Source organism: Nostoc sp. UHCC 0870, from assembly GCF_022063185.1.
Lineage (GTDB): Bacteria > Cyanobacteriota > Cyanobacteriia > Cyanobacteriales > Nostocaceae > Trichormus.
In genome coordinates, this window is the sequence record NZ_CP091913.1 from 5,737,736 (window position 1) to 5,761,161 (window position 23,426).

The 23,426-nt window shown below is 39.4% G+C and carries 19 protein-coding genes and 3 pseudogenes; 10 read left to right on the plus strand and 12 right to left on the minus strand.

The features are described from left to right. Positions 1–42: 42 nt before the first annotated feature. The 5 genes and pseudogenes from L6494_RS24340 to L6494_RS24360 form a co-directional block, all read left to right on the plus strand. Entirely contained in the window at positions 43–1,668 is a 1,626-nt protein-coding gene (locus L6494_RS24340) for an ArnT family glycosyltransferase (protein WP_237990297.1), read from the plus strand. Positions 1,669–1,797: 129 nt separating this feature from the next. Further along, positions 1,798–2,061 carry a hypothetical protein gene (locus tag L6494_RS24345; RefSeq protein ID WP_237990298.1) on the plus strand — a complete coding sequence of 88 codons (264 nt, stop codon included), beginning with the start codon at positions 1,798–1,800 and terminating at the stop codon, positions 2,059–2,061. An 87-nt stretch (positions 2,062–2,148) separates the two neighbouring features. After that, on the plus strand, positions 2,149–3,858 hold the full coding sequence (locus tag L6494_RS24350; RefSeq protein ID WP_237988702.1) for an IS66 family transposase: 1,710 nt from the start codon (positions 2,149–2,151) through the stop codon (positions 3,856–3,858). A gap of 12 nt (positions 3,859–3,870) precedes the next feature. Continuing rightward, positions 3,871–4,287 (plus strand): type II toxin-antitoxin system VapC family toxin, encoded by a 417-nt coding sequence (locus L6494_RS24355; RefSeq protein WP_237990299.1) that lies wholly within the window; start codon positions 3,871–3,873, stop codon positions 4,285–4,287. Between the two features lie 106 nt (positions 4,288–4,393). Next, a pseudogene (locus tag L6494_RS24360) lies at positions 4,394–5,299 on the plus strand (FAD/NAD(P)-binding protein); the annotation flags it as partial. Positions 5,300–5,452: 153 nt separating this feature from the next. Here L6494_RS24360 and L6494_RS24365 read toward each other — a convergent pair. Continuing rightward, positions 5,453–6,376: a transposase gene (locus tag L6494_RS24365; protein WP_237988802.1), complete on the minus strand. Its 924-nt coding sequence runs from the start codon at positions 6,374–6,376 to the stop codon at positions 5,453–5,455. 66 nt (positions 6,377–6,442) lie between these two features. Here L6494_RS24365 and L6494_RS24370 point away from each other — a divergent pair. Further along, positions 6,443–6,769 (plus strand): annotated as a pseudogene (locus L6494_RS24370) (FAD-dependent oxidoreductase); the annotation flags it as partial. Between the two features lie 72 nt (positions 6,770–6,841). Here the strand turns inward: L6494_RS24370 and L6494_RS24375 are convergent. From L6494_RS24375 to L6494_RS24390, 4 genes are all read right to left on the minus strand, one after another. Next, positions 6,842–7,831 (minus strand): metal ABC transporter solute-binding protein, Zn/Mn family, encoded by a 990-nt coding sequence (locus L6494_RS24375; protein WP_237990300.1) that lies wholly within the window; start codon positions 7,829–7,831, stop codon positions 6,842–6,844. A 400-nt stretch (positions 7,832–8,231) separates the two neighbouring features. Continuing rightward, on the minus strand, positions 8,232–8,501 hold the full coding sequence (locus L6494_RS24380) for a hypothetical protein (RefSeq protein ID WP_237990301.1): 270 nt from the start codon (positions 8,499–8,501) through the stop codon (positions 8,232–8,234). An 80-nt stretch (positions 8,502–8,581) separates the two neighbouring features. Next, positions 8,582–9,643 (minus strand): WD40 repeat domain-containing protein, encoded by a 1,062-nt coding sequence (locus L6494_RS24385; protein ID WP_237990302.1) that lies wholly within the window; start codon positions 9,641–9,643, stop codon positions 8,582–8,584. A 98-nt stretch (positions 9,644–9,741) separates the two neighbouring features. Beyond that, positions 9,742–10,719 carry a CobW family GTP-binding protein gene (locus L6494_RS24390; RefSeq protein WP_237990303.1) on the minus strand — a complete coding sequence of 326 codons (978 nt, stop codon included), beginning with the start codon at positions 10,717–10,719 and terminating at the stop codon, positions 9,742–9,744. 262 nt (positions 10,720–10,981) lie between these two features. Between L6494_RS24390 and L6494_RS24395 the strand changes: the two genes are divergently transcribed. Further along, positions 10,982–11,869, plus strand: coding sequence for an all3515 family Zur-repressed PEP-CTERM protein (locus L6494_RS24395; RefSeq protein ID WP_237990304.1), 888 nt, complete (start codon positions 10,982–10,984; stop codon positions 11,867–11,869). Between the two features lie 167 nt (positions 11,870–12,036). On the opposite strand, the gene L6494_RS24400 is transcribed toward L6494_RS24395, so the two are convergent. From L6494_RS24400 to nifH, 3 genes are all read right to left on the minus strand, one after another. After that, complete coding sequence (locus tag L6494_RS24400; RefSeq protein ID WP_237990305.1) at positions 12,037–12,942, minus strand: alpha/beta fold hydrolase; 906 nt, start codon at positions 12,940–12,942, stop codon at positions 12,037–12,039. 33 nt (positions 12,943–12,975) lie between these two features. After that, entirely contained in the window at positions 12,976–13,416 is a 441-nt protein-coding gene (locus L6494_RS24405) for a SufE family protein (protein WP_237990306.1), read from the minus strand. A gap of 162 nt (positions 13,417–13,578) precedes the next feature. Next, positions 13,579–14,472 carry a nitrogenase iron protein gene (nifH, locus tag L6494_RS24410; RefSeq protein WP_190700437.1) on the minus strand — a complete coding sequence of 298 codons (894 nt, stop codon included), beginning with the start codon at positions 14,470–14,472 and terminating at the stop codon, positions 13,579–13,581. A gap of 69 nt (positions 14,473–14,541) precedes the next feature. Between nifH and L6494_RS24415 the strand changes: the two genes are divergently transcribed. Further along, complete coding sequence (locus L6494_RS24415; RefSeq protein WP_237990307.1) at positions 14,542–14,715, plus strand: hypothetical protein; 174 nt, start codon at positions 14,542–14,544, stop codon at positions 14,713–14,715. A gap of 1,430 nt (positions 14,716–16,145) precedes the next feature. Further along, entirely contained in the window at positions 16,146–16,406 is a 261-nt protein-coding gene (gene psaK, locus L6494_RS24420; RefSeq protein WP_237990308.1) for a photosystem I reaction center subunit PsaK, read from the plus strand. 295 nt (positions 16,407–16,701) lie between these two features. On the opposite strand, the gene L6494_RS24425 is transcribed toward psaK, so the two are convergent. The 4 genes and pseudogenes from L6494_RS24425 to L6494_RS24440 all read right to left on the minus strand — a co-directional run. Next, complete coding sequence (locus L6494_RS24425; RefSeq protein ID WP_237990309.1) at positions 16,702–18,264, minus strand: phytoene desaturase family protein; 1,563 nt, start codon at positions 18,262–18,264, stop codon at positions 16,702–16,704. Positions 18,265–18,790: 526 nt separating this feature from the next. Next, the gene (locus L6494_RS24430; protein WP_237990310.1) at positions 18,791–19,966 is read right to left on the minus strand and encodes a TIR domain-containing protein; all 1,176 of its coding nucleotides are present in this window, start codon (positions 19,964–19,966) and stop codon (positions 18,791–18,793) included. A gap of 80 nt (positions 19,967–20,046) precedes the next feature. Further along, entirely contained in the window at positions 20,047–20,460 is a 414-nt protein-coding gene (locus L6494_RS24435; protein ID WP_237990311.1) for a DNA mismatch repair protein, read from the minus strand. Between the two features lie 302 nt (positions 20,461–20,762). Next, a pseudogene (locus L6494_RS24440) lies at positions 20,763–20,948 on the minus strand (zinc ribbon domain-containing protein); the annotation flags it as partial. A gap of 78 nt (positions 20,949–21,026) precedes the next feature. On the opposite strand from L6494_RS24440, the gene uvrC reads away from it, so the two are divergent. Beyond that, a complete protein-coding gene (uvrC, locus tag L6494_RS24445; protein ID WP_237990312.1) occupies positions 21,027–22,904 on the plus strand; it encodes an excinuclease ABC subunit UvrC in 1,878 nt (625 codons plus the stop codon). The last annotated feature ends 522 nt before the right edge of the window (positions 22,905–23,426 follow it).

A 23,426-nucleotide genomic window follows, 5' to 3' on the forward strand; every position in this document is an offset into this window, starting at 1 on the left:
TTAATAATAGTCAGATACTTAAACAAATCTACACAGCATTCAATGTTGTATAAACTACCTTTCTTACAACCTATTTGGCGACAAATCAGCCTATCCGCGACATTCCCTTACGTTAGCTTGCTAATTTGGACAATCCCCTTATTACTCTTTAGTTCTGGGGAGAACAGCGTCATGGCGCATGATGAGGGGCTTTATGCTTGGCGCGCCCGTCAGATGTTTGATGCTGATGACTGGATCGCACCCTGGGGGAATGCTCATCATAAAACCCCTGGGCCATATTGGTTAATTGGCATATTTTATAAATTATTAGGAATTAGTGAATTTAGCACCAGATTACCTAACATAATATTGGGGATTTTTTGCCTATTATTAACATACGAAATTGGCAAAATTATGCTAGGTAAAAAATTAGCTTGGCTAGCTGCTGCTATTTTAAGTGTGACATTTCTCTGGTTACAATACTGTCGCTTAGGTACTCCTGATATCCCAACTGTTTTTTTGGTACTTTTAGCTATTTATGCTTTTATTCAAGCAGAAATATATCCTAAATATAGATATATTTGGGGTTTTATTGCTGGGTTAAGTTTAAGCTTAGGCTTCTTGATGAGAAGCTTCATGATTTTTCTCCCAACTGTAGCTTTATTACCATATTTAGTTATTAAACATCGCCGTCATCGTCATTTAACTAACCCATTTTTGTATGTAGGTTTAATTGTAGGTTTAATCCCGACATTTGTATGGTTATGGTTTAATTGGCAACGCTACGGTAATAATAGTTTTGCGGCTCTATTTGGTTTTGTTTTAGAGTTGGGTTCTCAAGAACGTGGTGGTAATGGCATAATATTTTACTTGTGGAATGTCCCTTTAAAAGCTTTTCCTTGGGCATTTTTTAGTATTTTGGGATTATTTTTAGTTATCCGCCGCCCTATTCGTAACTATCAACTTATACTTGTTGGGTTTCCTGCTGTTTTATTTGCCCAATTGAGTATTTTCTCCACTCGTTTATCTCACTACAGTCTCACCCTTTATCCTTTTATCGCCTTTTTCGCAGCGATAGGTTTAGATTGGTTGGGGAGAATTTATCAGTTAGGATATGTCAATCGAAAGCCTCTATTGCAAAAGGGCAATATTCCCCGGACTCTGAGTTATGCTTGTGGCTTACTCGGTCTTTTATTGGTACTCGCATCCATAGTTGCATTTGCTTGGGGCGATCGCAAATATTCAACTCTCGGTTTGATTTTGGGTTTCAGTTGGTTAATTGTGCCTGTAATCTGGATCAGTCGTTACCACTTGGGTTGCAAGTTTCTCACGGCTGGTTATTGGATAGCTGGTTTGTTAATTCCCTGCTGGTTAGGTTTAGCTGTTGCTGGTGGCTTTGGTTTATTGGGTGATTATAACCCTGCTTACAGGACTTTTTTCCAAAAACCTGCGATCGCTTCTATTTTACAAAACTATCCCATATATTTTGTGCAATTAGGTGGTAAGAATGCTGTGCTACTCCGGTTTTATACTCCTGTTCACGGTCAAAAAGTAGAAACAATTGCCCAAGTACCGCCCTCTAGCTATGCTTGGGTTTACAAACAACCATCTTCTCAAATATCCCCTCCACACCGGGTAATCGGATCAATACAAGACTACCAGTTAATCCAAATCTTACCCTACAAATAATTTGTATTTAGGGACTATTGTCAGATTTTTGATAATGATGTTCGGTATAATGTAAAAAAGTAGAAATATCTTTTGATGATGAATGAGTGATTAACATTAACACCCTTCTCTGAAAAGGAATAGAAATCAATGAATGTTCAGCTTGTTGAATCTTTAGCCAATGCAATCAAAGCTTTGTCTCCTGAAGAACGAGATTTATTAAACCAAAAATTAACACATCAATCTAATTGGCAAAACCTAAGAGCAAGAATTTTAGCCCATGCTCAAGCAATTCAGCAACGACTTAGATGTCAATCATTTGAACCAGATATTTCAGACATAATTCATCAAATGCGAGAAGAACGGGATCAACAATTGGTAGCAGATTTGTTTCCCAGTGAAGAACAATCATGACCAGGAAATTGAGTATCGGCTCAATAAGTAGGGGTAGTAGAAAAAATAAAGTCAGCGAGGGACAAGCAATATCATAAAATATGACACATGACGCAAAAGCTAGATTCGAGTAAAAAATTGGGAGAAGAGATACTGCAAACCATCGAGCCAAAAGGAATTGCAGATGAATCAATGCGTCGGACAGTAGAAATATTACTGAACCTAATAGAGCAATTGCAAGCAGAAGTCAAAGAATTACGAGATGAAAATCAACAGTTAAAAGATGAAAACAACCGCCTGAAAGGAGAAAAAGGTCAACCAGACATCAAAAGCAGCAAGAAAGGATTTGCCAACAATCACTCATCAGAAAAAGAACGACAGACTCTAAAAAAGCACAACAAAGGCAGTAAGAAAGCGACAGTTAAAATAAATAGAGAACAAATATTGGAATATCCCCAGGACAAACTGCCAGCAGACGCAGAGTTTAAAGGCTATCAAGAAGTAATCATCCAAGACATCACCTTGGGAACGGACAACGTATTATTCCGTAAAGAGAAATACTACTCACCTTCAGTGGGAAAAACCTATTTAGCAGAACTGCCTTGCGGTTACGAAGGAGAATTCGGTCCGGGAATAAAAGCTTTGGTGATGAGCCTATACTATGGGGGCAACATGACCCAAGGCAAATTATTAGAGTTTTTAGAAGATATTGGGATATCCATATCAGCCGGATATTTATCGAACCTACTGATTAAAAACCACACTGATTTTGAAAGCGAGAAAGATGAAGTATATGCGTCGGGACTAGAGAGCAGTCCTTGGCAAAACTTCGACCAAACTGGTGCGCGGGTGGGTGGGGTGAACTATACCACTAATGTAGTCTGCAACCCTTTCTATACAATCTACCTGACCACTGCCAAAAAAGACAGATTGAGTGTAGTAAAAGTATTGCAAAATGCCACAGAACTGGAGTTGATTCTCAATCAACTTACAGACAATTTAGTGGAGACTTTCCAAATCCCGACTAAATGGAAAAATGCTCTTAAACTATTACCTCAAGAAACTGTGTTGAGTGAAGCAGAGTTTAATACTCTACTTGATACATATCTACCCAAACTAGGTTCTCAACACCGGACTCGGATTATAGAAGCAGCAGCGATTGCTTTTTATCATCAACAAACTGATTGGCCAGTGGTGCAAACTCTCGTTTGTGATGATGCTCCTCAGTTCAAATTACTGACTGATAATATCGCTTTGTGTTGGGTGCATGAAGGACGACATTACAAAAAGTTGACCCCTTATGTTGCTTGTCACCAAAAAGCTCTTGATAAATTCCTGGATGATTTCTGGGATTACTACCGAGACTTGCTGGCTTACAAAGATGCACCCAGTCAACAGATGGCAGAAAAACTCCGGTCTGAGTTTTGGAAACTTTTCGATACTCAAACCGGTTATCAACAGTTGGATGAGCGAAAACAATTAACGCTGCTGAAAATTTCGGAGTTGCTTTTAGTCTTAGAGCATCCTGAATTACCTTTGCATAATAATCCGGCGGAGTTAGCTGCTAGGACAATGGTGCAACGGCGTAATATTAGTTATGCCACTCAAACTCTAGAAGGTACTCAGGCTTGGGATACTTTTATGTCTCTTGTTGCTACTACTCGTAAGTTGGGAATTAGCTTTTTTGAGTATATCCGTGACCGGATTTCTCAGGTTGGGAATATTCCTTCTTTAGCAACTATTATTCAGGAAAAATCTGCTCTCAATCCTTTTGGTTTTTCATTGATGACTGAAGAACTCCTTACCCCGGAATATTGAGGGGATACGAAATTGATTTGTGTAGATGCTAATTTCGTAGTTAAATTAATTAATAATCCCTCTGAAAATTCACCCTATTTGGCGTTATGGGATAACTGGGAGCAAACTCAAACCACGATTATTGCTCCGAATCTCTTATGCTACGAAGTCACGAATGTATTTCATCGAATGCAACTGGCAAAACAACTATTGAAGACAGAAGCCCAAAATGCTCTCAACCTTGCTCTAAATTTACCCATTCAGTTTTACAGCGATCGCCAACTGCATCAAGAAGCCGGGGAAGTCGCGCAACAATTTAACCTTTCCGCTACTTATGATGCTCATTATTTAGCATTAGCTCAAAGATTTCAGGCATATTTTTATACGGGTGATAAACGCCTATTTAACACGGTTAGTTCTGTTTTTTCCTGGGTTCATCTAGTTGAATAAAAAGATTAATAGCAAAACTGTGATCAATGCGATCGTCACAAATGGCAGTTGAGTAGATGTGAAGATACAATGATAACGATTCTCGTTATATCCCACAAACTCGGCAATGGAAACTACTCCACCACAGTTACCCAGCAAAATTGACTTGGCAATTATTGGTGCTGGCCCTCATTCGTTAACATTTATTACCCATTTGCTACAAAAACGGCCAAAAATGAAGGGTAGGTTTTTGGTATTTGACCCTAGTGGCAGATGGCTGAGTCGATGGCAGCAGCAGTTTGCAGCTTTAGATATACCACATTTGCGATCGCCTGCGGTACATCATCCCGACCCCAACCCCTTCGCTTTACGAAAATTTGCCGAATCCCGTTCCCAAGAGTTATTTCCCCCCTACGACTTACCAGGGACTCGGCTGTTTGAAGACTTATGTAATGATGTGATTCATCGTTGGGATGTACAAGATTTAGTTGTACCTGCCAAAGTAACACGTCTTGAACCCTTACATCAGGGTTTTCGTTTGTGGTTGCAAGATGGCGACTCAATTCTTGCCAAGCGGGTTATATTAGCTACCAACAATAGTCAACTTCAGATTCCTGACTGGGTAAATCACATAACATCAGAATATCCTCAAGATAAATTGTGTCACTCCCAACAAGTAGATTTACGACAATTACATTTAGCGGGTGAAAGAGTCTTAATTGTCGGTGGTGGTTTAACCAGTGGACATTTAGCCGTTGGTGCGATGACTCGCGGTGCAAAAGTCCAATTGATGATTCGACGACAGTTGCAAGCCAAATTATTTGACGCTGAACCTGGTTGGTTAGGGCCAAAATACTTAAAGGCATTTTTCGCTGAGTCAGATTATCAGCAGCGATCGCAAATGATTCAGCAAGCGCGGAATGGCGGTTCTGTAACACCAGCAATGGCTATGCAATTACGGCGATCGGTGCGTGCTGGTCATGGGAGAATAGATGAACATTGCCAAATTGTTGCTGCTCAATGGTTAGATAATAGACATCTCCGAAAACAGTCAAAGCCTTTGTTTGGCTAGGCTGTAGCCACTAAATGCAATCATCTTAAATTAGCTATTCTGTACGATGAAATAAGACTTTGAGATATTTGCTGTTGATAATTAGGCAAAAATATCTAGTTATATGCGATAATTTTAACCTGATGATATAGCTGATATTTCTAATGGTAATATTAGCCCTCGAATCCGTAACCTTACTAGCCCACAAATCGTCAAAATTACTTGCTTATATTTGCGGGTATTTAACCTAAATCTCTCTTGGACAACTCGAAAGATTTTGACTGACCGTATTCGATGTTCAACAAAGATTCGTTTAGATGAAAATATTTTGTTCTGTTCTTTCTGTTCAGTTGTTAGTTCTTGATTTCTTGGTTTCTTAATTGGAGTTGTAATTAAATCTTCTCCAAGATATGCCTTATCTCCTTTAAATCTTTGTTTGGCATCAAACTCTGAACGATATTCTCGGAACAAAGTTATATCGCTTTTTGGACCAGGTTCACCTGCCACAACATCAACGATATCACTAGCATCAGGTAAAATAATCATTTGAGTTTTAAATGTATGATTACTCTTCTTACCTGAAAAATATTTCTTTTGTTCATCATTGTCTCTAGGTCTTTCTCTGACTTGTTCATAGCTATCTACTATTAATTCATATTCTGTGAGCATTTCTTTTACTACTTCATAGTCAGAAGCGTTTTTTTTTACTTGTTCAAGCAAACTTGATGGCAGTAATTCTCGCAAGTTAGGCAACCAATAGTTAAACGTATCGTTGGCTGTAGACTCACTTACTTCAAACTGAATACCTAGAAGTTGAAAGGTTGTCAGATGTCGGAGATACACTAAAGTTAAAATGATTTGTTCAGAAATAGATAATTTTGGTTTCCGACCTCCTCCACCAGCAATAATTCTCACTTTCTTAGATTCCAGTAAAGCTTTTTTTTCATGATATAATCTTTCCCCATTTATGATTAATTGTTGTAACTGTTCATATTCCAGACCTATTAACCTTTGGGTTTGTTTAGGATTCTCTTCAATGTAATTCAGTATATTGCTCATGCTTCTGTGTCAAAATAACGCTTTAATGTTCTTTTATCACAGAATAATACTATTTTGGAGATGTCTAATCATTGGCGAGTAAAATGCAATGATAATAGTGAATATGAGTGCGATCGTATTTGGCTTTCTACTGGCAGTAAATTTGATGTTCAGGCTGAACCATTATTACAAGAAGTTTTAAATACGTACCCGATTCCTGTAGTCAACGGCTTACCTATTTTAGATACTTGTCTACGTTGGCCTGGTTGTGAATTATTCCTGATGGGAGGGTTAGCAGCTTTACAGGTAGGGCCGACAGCACGAAATTTATCAGGCGCGAGAATGGCTAGTGAAAAAATTGTCCCAGCGATTATCAAGCCGAGTGTGGTTCTTCCTCATCCTAAAACTGCTTAACTTTTTTTCTTCTTATATAAAGTCAAGAAACCCAGTTTTGGAAAAACTGGGGTTATAAAATTTGGTAACAATCTACTGTTGTGACTGTTGAATTCTGGGTGGAAAAATTAAGTATGTTCCGCCTAAACCTTCTACAATAGTGCGTGTATTGGCAAACATCATCTTTTGATAGGTATCTGCATCACTTCCCGGTTCTCCCAACCCTTTAGTATATAGTTGTCTTTCTGATAATTTAACATTTGCTTCTGCTGCTACAGACTCCATTAACTCAGGATTCACTGTCGTCTCTAGAAAAATTGTTGGTACTTTCGACTTTTGAACGTATTGCACCAAATTTTTGATACGTTGATTTGTAGCTTGTTCTTCAGTGCCAAAACTGGCTGAAGGAATACCATAAGCCTTGGTGTAATAATCGATGGCATTATTGGTTGTTACTACTTTCAGTCTATCTTTAGGAATACTCGCAATTCTTGATTTTATCCAACTATCTATCTGTGCGAGTTCAGTTATAATTCGTTTGGTATTTTCTTGATAAATATCTGCATCGCTGGGGGATAATTTCTTTAAGTTGTTATTAATAACTTCCACCATTTTTATTGCATTCTGGGGATGATTCCAAATATAAGGATTAGTTACTGAGCGACCATTTACCTGAAATTGTCGTGCTTTAGGAAGTGCAACTTGACTAACAGCTATTTTAGTCGTTGGAGTGTTTGTTGCTGTAATTATTTTAATTAATGCTGGCTCTAGATTGTAACCATTATAAAAAATTAATTTCGCTTCTTCAATCGCTGTCAGGTCTTCTGGTTTTGGTTGATAATCTTGGGCATTTGTATTAGGAGGAATGATACAATTAAGATTAATTGTATTTTCTGCAACTTGTTTAGCTAAGTCGCAGAGTACACTAGTAGTAGCTACAACTTTAGGAAGATTTTCATTGACTGTGGTAGAAGTTTGAGTGAAGGATGTATTTACAGATTGATTTCCACATCCGAAAAATCCAATTGTTAAAAAGAAAAATCCAAGTCGTAAGCAAATATTATTTGGTAGTTTTTTTGACATATTTCAACCATGCTGAATGTGTAAAACAGCTAATTTTTATGAGTAGCAATTATTTATTGACTACTAGGTTTAATTTTTCTGCATTTTGCTATAACTCAAGAACCCCACCCCTTAATCCCCTCCCCGTCAACGGGGAGGGGAGAGAAAGGATAGCTTTGGTGGAGTTGAATTACTAGATACATAATTTTTTGATCAAAAAATTACAGGACTTACGCAAGAGTCACAATTGGTGGTTGGTGCGTGACGCTATAAGTCTCATGACTACGTTCAAATATTCTCGCTGCGTCACGCACCCTACAGAAAAAATATGCCAGTTGCGTAAGTCCTAAATTAAATAAACATACACAGTAAAGGCACAGAAATGCTGTGCCTAAGAGGATATTTATAATTTCTAACGGGATTAAAAATCTATAGATGGCAATTTACCTTGTAAAAGTTGAAATTTAGACTGAACGCAATTAGCACAATTACAACCTAATTGTTCGGTGATAGGATTAGATGTTTGAGTCAAATGTGGGACTGCTATTTCGGAAAATGGTTGAATATGTTCTACTGTCAGTATTGGGGTGGTAGATATGGATTTGACACTAGCATTGGCTGGGTTGACTGCCACTAGTATAGATGACAGAATCACAGGAAAGGCAAGCAAAAACAGTTTGACTAGGTTCATACTTCAAATATTAAAGACTGCTGTTGATACAGCATAGCCAATTTTATTGATGAGCTTCAACATTAGTAACTGTGTAGGACTTAACTGCGCCCAAAGCCTTTACCGCGTAACACTTTTGACCAAATGAAGATTTCTCCTTTGTCACCACCTGCGGCTAATAATTTACCTTGGGGATGCCAAGCTAAGGTAGAAAAGCCATCAGCAACGCCTGTGAGGATTTGGGATACTTCCTGGGCTTTGTTCCACAAGCACAACCAGCCATCTGTAGCCGCCGAAGCCAACAGAGAACTTTGAGGTGCAAAAGCGATCGCATTAATCACACCCACATGATTAGTCAAAACTCTCGCTTCCCAACCCAAGTTCTCATCCTCTAGCTTTTCCCAGACCACAATCCCTTCTACACTGGAAGTAGCTAACAATGGCGCACCTACTTTGGTAGTAATTTCTGACCAAGCCAATTGACGAATCTTACCTGGGAAGCCCCGCATCACCCAAGGATCGGGATTATTCCATTCCAAAACAGTGACGCTGCGATCCATGTTACCGGAGGCGAGAAATTTGCCATCAGTTGACCAACCCATAGCGACGCTAACAGTAGGCATACTGAGAAGATATGGTTCTTCCTCCCAGTTTTGAGAGTGCCAAATTTTGATTCCTTGGTTTCCACCAACGGCTAGATATTCCCCATCAATCCGCCAATCAATACTCAAGACGGAGGAGTCAGCAAAATTCAGGGTGACAACCACCTCACGATTATCAGCATCCCAAACTTGGACATAACGCCCTAAACTAAAAGCCAACTGGTTATTAACATGATTCCAAGCTAGCTTATCCACCCAAGCAGGGGCATTTTCTAAGGTGGTAATTAATTCCTGTCCCCGCCAAATTTTCACCCGTCCATCCTGTCCCCCAACGGCTAAAAATTGACCATCCCTGGAGAAAGCCACACAATCAACTGATTGACCTTCACCACTTTGCAAAGTTGTTAATTCGCCATCTTGCCACAGTACCACTTCCCCAGCCGCCGAGGTTGCAGCTAGAGTATCACCTAATGGCGACCAGGCGATCGCAGTTACATACTCTGCTAATGTCCCGGAATAGTGTTCTTCAAATTCTTTTGATTTGCTAGTTGTGAGGTTCATAGTGATCTAGGGACTGGGGATTGGGGATTGGGGATTGGGGACTGGGGACTGAGGGACTGGGGACTGGGTAGAGTAGCCCACTCAGCACTCAGCACTCACTACTCAGCTGCCATACAAGCAAGAAAATCTTGTTTTAATTGGGCTTCATCGAGATTGCGACCGATGAAAACTAGTTCGTTTTTACGTTTCTCGCTAGCTTTCCAGGGTCGATCAGGTCTGCCATCCAATATCATATGCACACCTTGGAAGACAAATCTATTATCTTCGCCGGCAATATTTAAGATGCCTTTCATCCGAAAGATATCTGGGCCTTGGGTACGCAATAATTCCGACAGCCAAGCATTTAATTTCTGCCCATCCAGTTCCCCTGACTCTACCAAGGCTACAGAAAAGACACTATCATCATGTTCGTGGGTATCTTCGCCCAAAAAATTGGGATCTATTTCTAAAGCGCGATCTAAATCAAAAGCGTTCACCCCTAATAAAGCATCCATTGCTAATTCTGAGTTGTGGGTGCGGTGGATTTTCGCCATCGCATTCATCGACCGAATCCGCTTTTCTAATTCATCTAATTCTGCTGGGGTAACTAAATCTGTTTTGTTAAGTAAAATTACATCGGCAAAGGCAATCTGTTCTTGCGCTTCGTCTGCATCCCAATGCTGCCAAATATGCTTGGCATCAACTACTGTCACCACTGCATCTAAAGACAGTTGGCTTTGCATATCTTCATCTACAAAGAATGTCTGAATTACTGGTGCAGGGTCGGCTAATCCAGTTGTTTCTATAACTAAATGGTCAAACTTATCGCGTCGCTTCATCAGATTACCAATGATGCGAATTAAATCACCTCTGACTGTACAACAAATACAGCCATTGTTCATCTCAAATATTTCTTCATCGGCATCAATTACTAATTGATTATCAATGCCTACTTCCCCAAATTCATTGACGATTACAGCAACTTTCTTGCCGTGTTCGTAGGTGAGGATGTGATTAAGTAGAGTTGTTTTACCTGCTCCTAAATAGCCAGTCAAAACAGTCACGGGAACTGAATTTATCATTACGTCAGCAACCATACTTTTAAAACCTCTTATCTCACCTTATGGATAATCATTATCACCCATCATAAATCCTTTTATATTTTTGTGTGAATTTGCCATTAATGCAAGCTGCGATTTGCACTATTTGCTGTTTTTGGCATCTGTACTTAGTTATAAATCTTCACAATTTACCAGGATTGAGGACTTTTCTTATTTAACAAATTCTTCATTGACAAACGCATGAAGAGCATGATAATCATTATCACTAGGAAAAATTATACTTTCAGGGAGAACCCTAGTGGTTTCAAAATACACTAGCTTTTGGCACAAGCAAGCCTCTCTTGCTGTTGGCTTTTTTGCTGCTGCGCCATTAGTTGTATCTACGGCTATTGCACCTGCACAAGCTCATGATGATACTGAATATTACATTGGCTTAGATGGGTTACAAGTTCTCACAAGCGGGACATATGCAGGATTAGATAACCCGAACTACAACCGTTTGACCTTCTTAACTGCACACCGGGGAGCAAACCCTGCGAGTAATCATTTTCATAGTATTGGGACTTATAGTTACTTAGGTTCTGTAGATAGCCCAAGTATTAATAAAACCAGTGCTAATAACAGAATCCCTGAGACTTATACAGGTATTCCCCCACTAAAATTATTACCGGGTACAGGGATTTATGCTGGTCGCTTGATTAGCTATGATACTCATGAAGAGTATAGCAATCTAAACATCCAATCCATAACATCTTTAGCAGGTGCTACAGAAGAAGACGACCAGTATTTATTTAATAGTTCTCGTGGTCGTTGGCAGTCGTCTCTGGCGGGTGCAACAATTGGTCTACAGTTGCTGGAAATTAGTCGTGGATTGAATATTGCGAATGAGGCGGGTGTAAATATACTCAATACACCTGGTGATATTTATACCCTCGGTAGTGGTGATGATTTTTCCTTTACCCCTACTTTTTGGACTCAGAAAACAGCAACACCCGGTACTTATTCTGCAACATTTAAGCTGGTGGATTTAAGTAGTAATAACTATTTAGAGTCTGGTACATTTAGCTTTGATTTTCGAGTTGAGAAAGTACCAGAACCTTCTACTACTATTGCTTTAGGATTCGCTGGTTTATTAGCTTTGTCTATTTCTCATCTGAAAAAACGCACTGTAAAAAGTTTGAATTAGTAACCCGCATTTCTCACAAACAGTAGGGGCGGGTTCACAGATATGCTCGAATAGTTCACGAATATTTCGCTCAACCCGCCCCTACGGACTCTGGACTGAGGTTGCAATAATTGGTGAGAAATCCGGGTTAGTGCTTAAAAAAGGGCTAAAGCCCTTACTACAAACCTTTAATGATGTAAAAAATCCTCAATGGCTGCAAAAATCTCTGCTGGGTATTCCTCGTGCATTCCCAAAGAACCGGGAAGTACAACACTTCTCAAACCTGGGAGTGCGGCTACAGCTTCCATCTCGGCGCGTGATTTGGGGGGACTGGATTCTGCAATAACTACCATGAGGGGGACAGATAAGGACTGTACAAGTGCTAAAAAGTCGGATTGATTGTGTACTGCGTCAATATTGCCAGTTACAAAAGCCGCAGAAGCAAACCTAGCACCAGGTTTTTGGGTTGATTCCCATTTCTTTTCCATGAAACTGGGTGTGAGTTTCGCTGTATCGACAAACACATGGCGACGATACATAAACCTTAAGAATGAGGGCGTGGTATTGAGTTTGTAGAGAATTTGACCGAGAATAGGCGATCGCACTAATCCCCTAACTACGCCAGCTAAGAGTCGATTTGCCCCCATTGTCGGTAAAGGGCCACGCCAAGTAGGTGCAATCAAGACAATCTTTGAAAAAGTATCTGGCTGTTGTTTTGCTAGTCGCAACACATAACCAGCAGCATGACCAGCCGCTATGACAGTTATGGGGGTAGTAAAAACAGCCTGAACGAAATCCCCCAGAAATTGCTGATAAATCTCTGGTCGGTAATCTATACTAGGGCGTGAAGATTGCCCAAATCCCGGCCAGTCTAGAGATACTACTTGAAAATGAGGAGCTAGTAGTCTAGCCAATCCAGCAATTTCTTGACGGGTGGATACGCTGCTAAAAGCTGGCAATAGTAATAGAGGTGAACCATTGCCCAGAGTTTCATAAACAACGCGCAATGGTTTATTTTCCCATTGCCAGAGATATTCTTGAACTACTCCACCAAATCCAGTAGGGTCATAGGTTGATAATAAACTGGTAGACATCGCACTAAATATTGGGTAGTTGTCACAATACTTTTAGTTTGGCAGGTCTAACTTACATTCCAACGCTTTTTTCTGCATAGTTTTAAAAATGTTATAAAACCCATTAGCGCGGGAAGGGGTGAGGCTGACATTTAAACCAGTGGCTTGGATAAAATCTGGTGTGAGTTCCACAATCGCCGTAGGTGCTAGTTCGTTTAAGCCTTCAATTAATAGGGCGAGTAATCCTTTCGTCAATTGTGAATCAGAATCACCCTGATATGTCACCTTACCATCATGCAAAGTTGCAGTCACATATACTTGCGAAACACAACCAGGGACTTTATTTTCGGGAACTTTAGCAGTTTCTGGGAACTCTGGCATCTTTTGAGCATACCAGATGAGTTGTTCATAGCGTCGTTTTGGGTCGGTCGCTCGTTGAAAACGCTGGACAATTTTAGCTAGAGCAGGCGGTAAAGAGTCTAAAGTTGAAGACATAGCAGCAGTTGTGAATAATCGGCCTTTATTTGAGTGTAGATTATCTTCAATCTAGGCGATCGCAGAATTGTCCAGCTACGCCAAAAAAGATGGTGAACAGAAATAACCCCGAACTTTGAGAAAATCGGGGTTATGGAGTCTATTAAAACTGAATCACATTACTTACTTAGCAGTGGGTTCAGAAGTTGCAGCAAGCATTTTTGCAGCATTTTCTTCGCTTTCTAGAATACCGAACTCAATCAACAACTCTTCTAGTTCTTCCATTTCAATTGGGGTAGGAATTTTGAGATTGTCGTTGTTGATGATTTTGGTAGCCAATGTCCGGTATTCGTTACCTTGCTTACTGTCGGGTGCGTACTCGTTAACGGTCATCCGGCGCAATTCAGCGTGTTGAACAATGTTGTCACGAGGTACATAGTGAATCATTTGGGTGTTCAACCGTTTCGCCAGAGTTTCGATCAATTCGATTTCTCTGTCAACGTTCCGGCTGTTACAAATCAAACCACCTAAACGTACACCACCTGTGTGGGCATATTTCAAAATACCACGAGCGATGTTGTTTGCAGCGTACATCGCCATCATTTCACCTGATGTCACGATGTAGATTTCTTGTGCTTTGTTTTCGCGGATAGGCATCGCGAAACCACCACATACAACGTCACCTAGTACGTCATAAGATACAAAGTCAACGTCTTGGTAAGCACCATTTTCTTCTAAGAAGTTGATGGCGGTAATAATACCACGACCAGCACAACCTACACCGGGTTCTGGTCCACCAGACTCCACGCACTTCACACCACGGAAGCCGGTTAACATTACTTCTTCGAGTTCTAGGTCTTCAACTGCGCCACGTTCAGCAGCCAAGTGCAGAACTGTGGTTTGAGCTTTAGAGTGCAGCATCAAACGGGTGGAGTCAGCTTTAGGGTCACAACCTACAATTAGGATGCGTTGACCCATTTCTGCCATTGCTGCCAAGGTGTTTTGAGAAGTAGTAGACTTACCAATACCGCCCTTACCGTAGAAAGCTATCTGTCTGATTTTTTTGTCGATACTCATGGTTTGTGTTTTCCTACAATAACTGTGAATGCAAAGTTCTAGAGTAAATATTGGTAAGAGGTTGCACAGATGAGGGTTTCTCTCTCAGAAATATTGCAAGTATTACTGTACTCACTACTAAGTCCAGAAAATCTTGACATAGACATTGCAGGTGATTGTCATAAATCACCATCGGTTGCTCAAGCCTTAAGAGTGGTTACAGCAGGAATATTTATCCAGGTTTTTTTCCCTGAACCCAACTAACCAACATTGCATCCACTCTGAATGGTGCTGACAACCTTCCTGATTTTGTATATGTCAATACCTTACATTAGCAACCTCAAACACTAGGATTTGGGCAATGTATTGGTGACTGTTGACAATATGCTTAAATTCCTAAATCTTGCGGAACTATATCTACTCTGCTTCAAGTTTTTACGCCCAAAGTGAGCAACTACTAGAACATAGTTTGCTAATAGGAATAGTTAATTCCTGTTGCAAGATATTCAGTAACCGTTTTGATTTTTTTTTAGATTGCCAGGGTATACTAAGAGTCTTTCTTCCCAGTCTCCTAGAGTAATTATTTCTGGCAGGTAATACTAGCTTGTCTAGCCAACTCTCACTAGTTATTACCTAAGCAAGTTATCACTGACTTCAAGTTTGTACTAATGCGACAATCCTGTTTATCTGGCTGATTTATACCGTTACCAAAAGGTGTAACGATATTGAAGTGGATTTACCAGAGCAAAAGGACTTGATTAAGTCGCAATATTACTTGCGAAGTCGTTTTGCGTTCTTGCTTTTTTTGATTCCTGTTGTCATCTTAACATGGTTTTACTAATTTATTCATTCGATTTTAAATTATTTTTTCTGGACATATTATTGGTTTGATCATTTCCCTGAAACATGAGTCTGGGCTTTAGATTTAAACAAAATGGCAGATATTGATAAGGTGCAAAGGAATAGTAAAAAGCGTAATTCATTTTACATAAAGCAGAATATCACTCTGCTTAATTTGAACTTTTTTATGCTGCGAAAATGTTTTTTATTAACTCGTATTTATAGTTGACTTGTGATTATTAATTGCAAGCTTTATCTTATATTTTAGATGAACTTGAATATTTTTTTAAGTAATTTGATGATTTTAAACACAGAAATAATAATTGATTAGATATTAAGGATAGAAGCCTTTGAATTCAGTAGGTGCAACACCAAGTCTGAAAATGAGATGTGTCATTCTGAATGAAATGTATAATCTTTGAGATGTTGAGCGAAGCGAAACATGACAGCTTCAGCATTTATACAAGAGACTCCATAAATTGCACTCACAAGGAGAAATGAAAATTTATTTTCCCTACTCCCCACTCCCTATTTTCAAGACAGGTCTAATGATTGCGTTGGCGCAGCATCCCGTAGAGAAGGTAGAGATAGCGTAGTCGCCTCCCAAATTCACACATTACAATAATATTCATTAAGATGTAATAGTAAGCACAAAATAAATATCTTTTATATGTATAGAAATAGGTTTTTCCGGCATCATCTCAATCTAACTACCAAATTGATCCCCAGATTTATGAAGTATTGAAAATGAATGTTAAATATTAATGCAAAATAGCAATTTCTCTTGAATTTATTGCGGGATTTTTCAGATGATATTTTCAATCATTCGATAAATCTCAGGAGCATAAATTCAGGTGTTAACTTCAACCTTACTCGCTGCTGCAACCGCACCCCTAGAATGGAGTCCCACCGTCGGGATTTTGATGATTGTTGCCAATATCTTTGCCATCACCTTTGGCAAATTCAGCATCAAGTATCCCAGTTCAGAGCCAGCTTTACCTTCTTCTAATCTCTTCGGTGGCTTTGGTTTACCCGCTTTATTAGCGACTACAGCCTTTGGTCATATCTTAGGAGTAGGTCTTATTTTAGGACTACATTATCTAGGTAGATTTTAGGACAAAAAGGTAATAAATAAACAGTAAAAAAGCCAAGATTTTTTGCTGACTTCAGGTGGTATCTCTACTTACTCCATGCTGAACTAAATAATGTAGTTATTGATTGTTGTGTCTGTATCTATGAACCAGAGAAAATATTCTCTGGTTCTTTTTTTATTGTTGAATTTTGAATCTGTTAACAAAATGTAGGGGTTTAAATCCCCGTTACAACACGTAATTACGTAAAGCCTGCGGCATAGCTGCGCTTAGAGCGGAGCGGGGCGTTAGCCCATTACGAATTACGAATTACGAATTGTTAACCAGCTGCTACCAAAGGCTGACGTGTAGTAACTTTCCGCCGTACTGATTCCCCAGTTAGCAATTCTACAACATCCATCCCATTGCCAATCACACCCGCTACACTGGGATAACCAGCACTTGCACCCACTAAAAACAGGTTAGGTAATTCTGTTGTGTATCCGATGCGATTTAATCCTACTTGTTTGGGTACTAATTTCGCACCGTAAATATTACCTTCGGGTTGTCCTAGATAATATTCGCTGGTGGTAGGTGTACCGTAAACCTTCATGCGCGTGTAATTGTCTATATCAGGAATTAAATCCCTGACACTGTGCATAATTTGTTGGTAAATTTCTCGCTTTTTGGCTTTGTAAGCTTGTGAGTCGGTTTTGTGCAGATGTTCAAAAGGTGCATAAGGGCAAACCGTGGCAATTTCTAGAATATGATGTCCTTCTGGAGCAATTCCCGGTTCATTAGATTTTATGGTGGGACAAGAAAGGAAAATCCACGGTTGGCTAAAGTCACCTTGTAATTGTTGCTGATATTCTCTATTTAAGTTGCCTGTAGGATAGTACCAAGTATTCCAATTACCAATGCCATAACGTTCTGGTTCAAAGCGGCTATCTAAACCCAGGTAGATATTAAAAGCACTAGCTGAATATTCATAGTCAGTCAACCGCCGACGTTCTTTATGGCTGATGGCTTCATTGTCGTGCATCAACTCTACTGTTAATTTAGGGTCAAGGTCGCTAATATAAGCCTTGGTAGCACTATAGATTTTGCCATCAGCCAATATACTATGGACACTACCGTTACTAACTTGGATATGGTTAACGGTGGTAGCATAGGCAATTACACCACCACCTGCGGTAATGGTATCAACAATGGTGTCTACAAAGTGCTTAAAGTGATGTTTGGGATAATAAGCACCTTGGGAATAGTCCCAAACTAGGGAAGTATGGGTAAGAAGGGCAATTTCTTGGGGTGGTAGTGCGTAGTCTCCACTTTGTCCCGCTAGGATTGCTTGTAATTTAGGTGATAAGCCGACATGGTTATATAAATCTTGTAGAGTCCAACTGCGCTTGCGAAAGAGATTAAAATATTTAGGCAACTTTAACCAGTCAGACCATTTTTGATCATACCAATGCACTTCTTGCCCTAAGCTGCGAATTTCTTGGTGGAGTTGCTGAATTTCATCACAGTAGCGGTTGATAGCATTAGCTTCTTCCGGGAAGGTAGAAAGCAATCGGTAACGCAGACTTTCCCACCCTAGGGGAATTCTAAAATCTGCCTCTGGTGTGATGACGCGATCTATGCAGTCTGGATTTAGACTGTTAAAGGGTACATCTCGATTAATGTAGTTGAGAAATTGTGCGATCGCCTGACCATGACCACATTGAGAAATATAATGGACATCAGCACAAAAACTATATTCGCCATAATCAAAAGTGTGGCAGCAACCCCCAGGTAAATAGTGTTTTTCTAAAACGGCTACGTTATATCCTTGACGTGTTAAGCAAGCGGCTGTTGCTAATCCACCTAATCCAGCACCTAAAATTACATAATCAAAGATTTCCATGTTACCCTCCTCTGGTAATCTTGATTGCTCTTGATTTCAGTGGTCTGATTTTTATTAAATACTTGCAAATGTTGAGTTTTGCAAAACCTCAACCCAACTTAGTATGTAGTTACCCTGCAATTCTATAAGTTAGGAAAGGTTTAGCCTGTAATTGTTATTAAGTGGCAGATACTGGGTGGCTAAGTAGTGCTGATCAATCTTGGTAGGTTAAATTTAAGATTGATATACTTTAGTTTATCTAGAATCTCAAGCTTTATTCCAGAAGTTTTGTCTTTCTTAATATTTTTTTAATAGTATAAATCACGAAAGTAGAAAATAAGTTTTAAAGTTTAGCTTGGTTATATAAAAAAAGTAGCTAGTTTCTAATAGCTACGAACTCAAAAATGTACCTTGTACTACAAAAGCGCGTAATAGAGAATACATAGCACCAAACAGCATCACAAAACTGAAGGGTCTGGTTGCTGTCAAGTGGTTTGTAGTAAGGACTTAAGTCCTTACTACAAACTTGCTGAAAATCTCCATTTAATTATTTGAGCATAGTTTTAGCAAAAATAATTTCATTTGCTATATCCATGACATCATTGACTACATCTTCTGCGGTGGATTCATCATTGATGTACTGATTGAGTGACTTAAATTTTTCTATTGATATGTTGCCAATTAATTGATTATCCCAATCTTGCAACATTTCATCAAACACCTTTTTAGCATCACCACTTGTACACACAATCGGAATTACGGGAATTTTTTCCTGTTTGGCGTATAGATAAGTTTCATAAGTACCGCCAAGTCCTCCTAGAAGGATGACTAAATCGGATTGTTGCAAACTTTTGAGCCATTCATTAATACCTGATTCTGTATATTGTACAGTTCCACCTCTAAACATAGGCTGCGTTCCATGCAGAACTATTTGTGTTAACTTATGGGAAAGAGGAATATTTTTTGATGCTAGTTTATTGGCGAAGCTTTCAGATACTAGATAATCTACTCCTTGCCAACCACCTGTAATCAAATTGTAATCATATTCTGCTATTTTCTCACCAAGTTTTTTGGCTGTTAGATACACTTCTACAGGTAGTTGATAGTTACCTGTACCCGCTACTAAGATGCTCTTTTTATTTCTCATTTTTGCCGCATCGTTTTTAATAGCTGAGGTAAGTTGTTCGATAAATACATCAAAATTTTTCGATGGATCAATGCTGAGTTTATCAGCAATAAATAGGATAAAATCATCAATTTTTTGAGAGATTTCTCTAATTTTATCCGCGACACTGTTCATGGCTGAATCTGCATTAAGTTGCAAGTCAGCGTTGATTATCTCATCTATTTTGTGTTTTTGTTGCTTCCAGTAATTTATATATTTAAATTGTCCATCTTTACTGTAAATGTTGGCATCTTCTAAGACTACTGGAAATATTTTTTGTTCATAATTTTTAGATTTCATGATTTCTACAGCTTCAAACATACAGTATTCTGATTTCAAGTATTTGTCACTGATAACTACAATTACATAGTTACCACTCCCAATTTCGAGCATAAAATTCTGTATGCTTTTACCCAAAGATAAATAATTGCGATCGCGGATTAATTTATAATTTTGGGCTAGGAGTGTTTCACAAATCCTATCTACCAACTCTTCCCGCCGCTTACCTGATTCACTTCTATCGTCTTTCCAGGCATAGGATATATATATTTCATTCATATTCTTACAAGATATAAGCTTCACACAAAATAAGAATGGTGGAAAACATCCACCATTCTGTCTTAAATATAACGGCAACTTTATTGCAGAAAATCTTTGGTGAGCTTATGATTAATAAGTATGTCCATATCATATTCAATATTATCTAACATGATAGAAAAATTGGTTCTATCATATTCTCCCTCGGCAAAAGTTTCTAAAAATAAATCATTTTCATCTCCATAAATATAGGCTTTCATAAATAAAAATTCAGAATTTAATTCATTTACATATTCTAAAAGATGTATTCTTTTAACATTTAGTTCACAGGAATAAATTGTTCTGATTAATACTCCTCTGCCATCAATGTATCTAATCATTAAATTATGCTTTCTAGGGTGACGACAAAAAATTAATTCGTCATCTTCTTCAACATGGTATCCATTAAATTCCAAATGATTACGGTATCTAGCTAAAGCATGAGCTACGGATTCACTAATATTGAGTTCTGACATAACTTATAGTCCTCAGAGATGTGGATAGCTGATCTGACTTTTCATGTTATGTGGAAAAGCTAACGCGAAACCTAACCCCCCAACACCCTTCCCTAGTAGGGAAGGGAGAATATGTAGAGACGTTGCATTCAACGTGTCTACAGTTGTAGGGGAGAGGTACTAAGCGCGAGTTCGCTCTTAGCGTTCTCGTAGAGTAGCCGCTCTGCGCCTTTGGAAAGGGGTTTTCCAGATCCCGTGAAAAGTCAGGATAGCTGATGAACTAAATTTAGTATTCCCTGAGAAGCGAGTATTTCATCATCATTGACACTCTCACCACAGTTAGAACAATTCTGCGAAGTATAATGGGGAAGGACTGCAACTGTCACCACACCAAAAACTTTACCAAAACACTCAACCCATTCACGAAACAGCGACCACGACGCAGACGCTCGAAGACTCGCTAACGCTGCGCTATCACTAATCGATTTAGCCAAGCGATGATTCTTGACGGGTTCGCCAGCCGCTTCAAGTCGGCAAAGCCATTCGGTGGCTCATGGTAAATTTGTAAAATTACCTAAGTTGGGATTGTGACAACATCTGCTCAAATACTATCACTGGTTAAAAACCCGGAACGCTTAGAAGCACGTCTGGCGGAAATTCCCCCAGAACCGGGGGTTTATTTCATGCGAGATGGTAGCGATCGCATTATATATATAGGTAAATCGCGGAAATTGCGATCGCGCGTCCGTTCTTATTTCCGCGAGGGTTACAACAAAACTGAACGTATCGCCACAATGGTGAAGCAGGTGACGGAGATTGAATTTATCGTCACTGATACTGAAGCGGAAGCCTTGGCGTTGGAAGCGAACTTAATCAAGCAGCATCAACCATACTTTAATGTGCTGCTGAAAGATGATAAAAAATATCCCTACGTCTGTATCACTTGGTCAGAAGACTATCCCCGCATTTTCATCACTCGCAAACGTCAACTGGGGAAAGAAAAAGATAAGTATTATGGGCCTTATACTGATTCAGGTCTATTAAGAGGCATACTCCACCTATCTAAACGGATATTTACCTTAAGACAACGACCCCAACCACTGTTTAAAGACCGTCCTTGCTTAAATTATGATATTGGTCGCTGTCCGGGTGTGTGTCAAAAGCTGATTTCGCCAGAAGAATACCGTAAAACTGTGCAGAAAGTCGCAATGGTATTTCAAGGAAGGACGCAAGAACTGATCGATATTTTGAACGAACAAATGCAAACAGCCGCCGAGTCACTTAACTTTGAGTTGGCGGGGAGAATCCGTGATCAAATAGCTGGGTTAAAGTCTCTGAATGCACAGCAGAAGGTTTCCTTACCAGATGATACTATTTCACGGGATGCTATTGCTTTATCATCTGACACACAACACGCCTGTATCCAATTATTTCAGATTCGCGCCGGTCAATTGGTCGGACGTTTAGCATTTGTGGCTGAATCTCAAGCTGAACCAGGCGCAATTCTACAACGGGTGTTAGAGGAACACTACCAAACGGCTGACTCTGTAGAAATTCCCGCAGAAATTTTAGTACAGCATGAGTTACCAGACGGGGAAATGTTGGCGGAAGCTTTGACGCAACACAAGGGAAGAAAAGTCACAATTTTAACTCCCCAGCGTCAAACTAAGGCAGAATTAATTGAGATGGTGGAACGCAATGCCCAGTATGAATTGCAAAGGATGCAAAAATTGGGCGATCAAAATCACCAATCTATGCAAGATTTAGCAGCGATTCTCGATTTACCCGACTTACCCCACCGCATCGAAGGTTACGATATCTCCCACATTCAAGGGTCAAATGCTGTCGCTTCCCAAGTTGTCTTCATCGATGGGATACCCGCCAAACAATACTATCGCCACTACAAAATTAAAAATCCCACAGTCACCATAGGACATTCAGATGATTTCGCTAGTTTAGCAGAAGTGATTCAACGACGGTTTCGCAAGTATGCAGAAGATCCACAACTACCACGGGTAGATAACCCTGACTGGCCTGATTTAGTGATGATAGACGGTGGTAAAGGACAACTATCTTCAGTGGTTACTGTTTTGCAGGAGATGAATTTACTAGAAGACTTGCGAGTTGTGAGTTTAGCCAAGAAGCGAGAAGAGATTTTTTTACCGGGAGAATCAACACCTTTAACCACTGATAGCGAACAACCAGGTGTACAACTGCTGCGACGACTGCGAGACGAAGCACATCGTTTTGCTGTGAGTTTCCATCGTCAACAACGGAGTGATAAATTAAAGCGATCGCGTTTAGATGAAATTCCCGGTTTGGGACACCATCGCCAAAAGCTGCTTTTAGGACATTTTCGTTCTGTTGACTATCTCCGACAAGCCACACCCACACAAATCGCCGAAGTTCCAGGTATTGGGACAAAGTTAGCACAAACAATCTACGACTATTTCCATCCCTCGTGATGATATCCACTTTATTGTTTGTAGTAAGGACTTTAGTCCTTCTTTTCCGACTAAAGTCCTTACTAATAACTCAATAACAAGAATTTTACATTGCTTAATATAGTGTGATTTATTTCCGGCGATTTACTTAATCAATCATTAATCTAGCTAAAATCTCATTCCATTTTTCTTTGTGAATTTTTTTAAGTTCCGTATCTGATTTTATTAATTTAAGAAGCAATTTTAATTTTCAATGCTTCAAATTGTAGCGATCGCCAGTCCTAATAGTATTTTTACTCATAGGTCGAGGTTTTTCGCCATAGGGAAGGCTACTTACGCATAGCAATATCCCCGACTTCTCAAAGAAGTCGGGGATATGAGCCTAGTTTTGGATGAAAGGAAAGATTAACCAAACATTAAGAAAGTAATTTTGTTACTAAAGCTACAGTAATTAACTGATTTTGACATTTGAATACAAAGATAGCTTTTTATTTTTTTAGAAACGACTGTTAATAGCTTTATCTCAAGGTATTACTCATTGGG

Excerpts from the sequence above, each read along its gene's own strand:
- L6494_RS24425 (WP_237990309.1), bottom strand. The coding sequence starts at position 18,264 with ATGGAAATCTTTGATTATGTAATTTTAGGTGCTGGATTAGGTGGATTA.
- L6494_RS24385 (WP_237990302.1), bottom strand. The coding sequence starts at position 9,643 with ATGAACCTCACAACTAGCAAATCAAAAGAATTTGAAGAACACTATTCC.
- L6494_RS24380 (WP_237990301.1), bottom strand. The coding sequence starts at position 8,501 with ATGAACCTAGTCAAACTGTTTTTGCTTGCCTTTCCTGTGATTCTGTCA.
- L6494_RS24430 (WP_237990310.1), bottom strand. The coding sequence starts at position 19,966 with ATGAATGAAATATATATATCCTATGCCTGGAAAGACGATAGAAGTGAA.
- L6494_RS24435 (WP_237990311.1), bottom strand. The coding sequence starts at position 20,460 with ATGTCAGAACTCAATATTAGTGAATCCGTAGCTCATGCTTTAGCTAGA.
- L6494_RS24405 (WP_237990306.1), bottom strand. The coding sequence starts at position 13,416 with ATGTCTTCAACTTTAGACTCTTTACCGCCTGCTCTAGCTAAAATTGTC.
- L6494_RS24390 (WP_237990303.1), bottom strand. The coding sequence starts at position 10,719 with ATGGTTGCTGACGTAATGATAAATTCAGTTCCCGTGACTGTTTTGACT.
- L6494_RS24400 (WP_237990305.1), bottom strand. The coding sequence starts at position 12,942 with ATGTCTACCAGTTTATTATCAACCTATGACCCTACTGGATTTGGTGGA.
- L6494_RS24340 (WP_237990297.1), top strand. The coding sequence starts at position 43 with ATGTTGTATAAACTACCTTTCTTACAACCTATTTGGCGACAAATCAGC.
- L6494_RS24365 (WP_237988802.1), bottom strand. The coding sequence starts at position 6,376 with ATGAGCAATATACTGAATTACATTGAAGAGAATCCTAAACAAACCCAA.
- L6494_RS24345 (WP_237990298.1), top strand. The coding sequence starts at position 1,798 with ATGAATGTTCAGCTTGTTGAATCTTTAGCCAATGCAATCAAAGCTTTG.
- L6494_RS24375 (WP_237990300.1), bottom strand. The coding sequence starts at position 7,831 with ATGTCAAAAAAACTACCAAATAATATTTGCTTACGACTTGGATTTTTC.
- nifH (WP_190700437.1), bottom strand. The coding sequence starts at position 14,472 with ATGAGTATCGACAAAAAAATCAGACAGATAGCTTTCTACGGTAAGGGC.
- L6494_RS24350 (WP_237988702.1), top strand. The coding sequence starts at position 2,149 with ATGACGCAAAAGCTAGATTCGAGTAAAAAATTGGGAGAAGAGATACTG.
- L6494_RS24415 (WP_237990307.1), top strand. The coding sequence starts at position 14,542 with ATGAGGGTTTCTCTCTCAGAAATATTGCAAGTATTACTGTACTCACTA.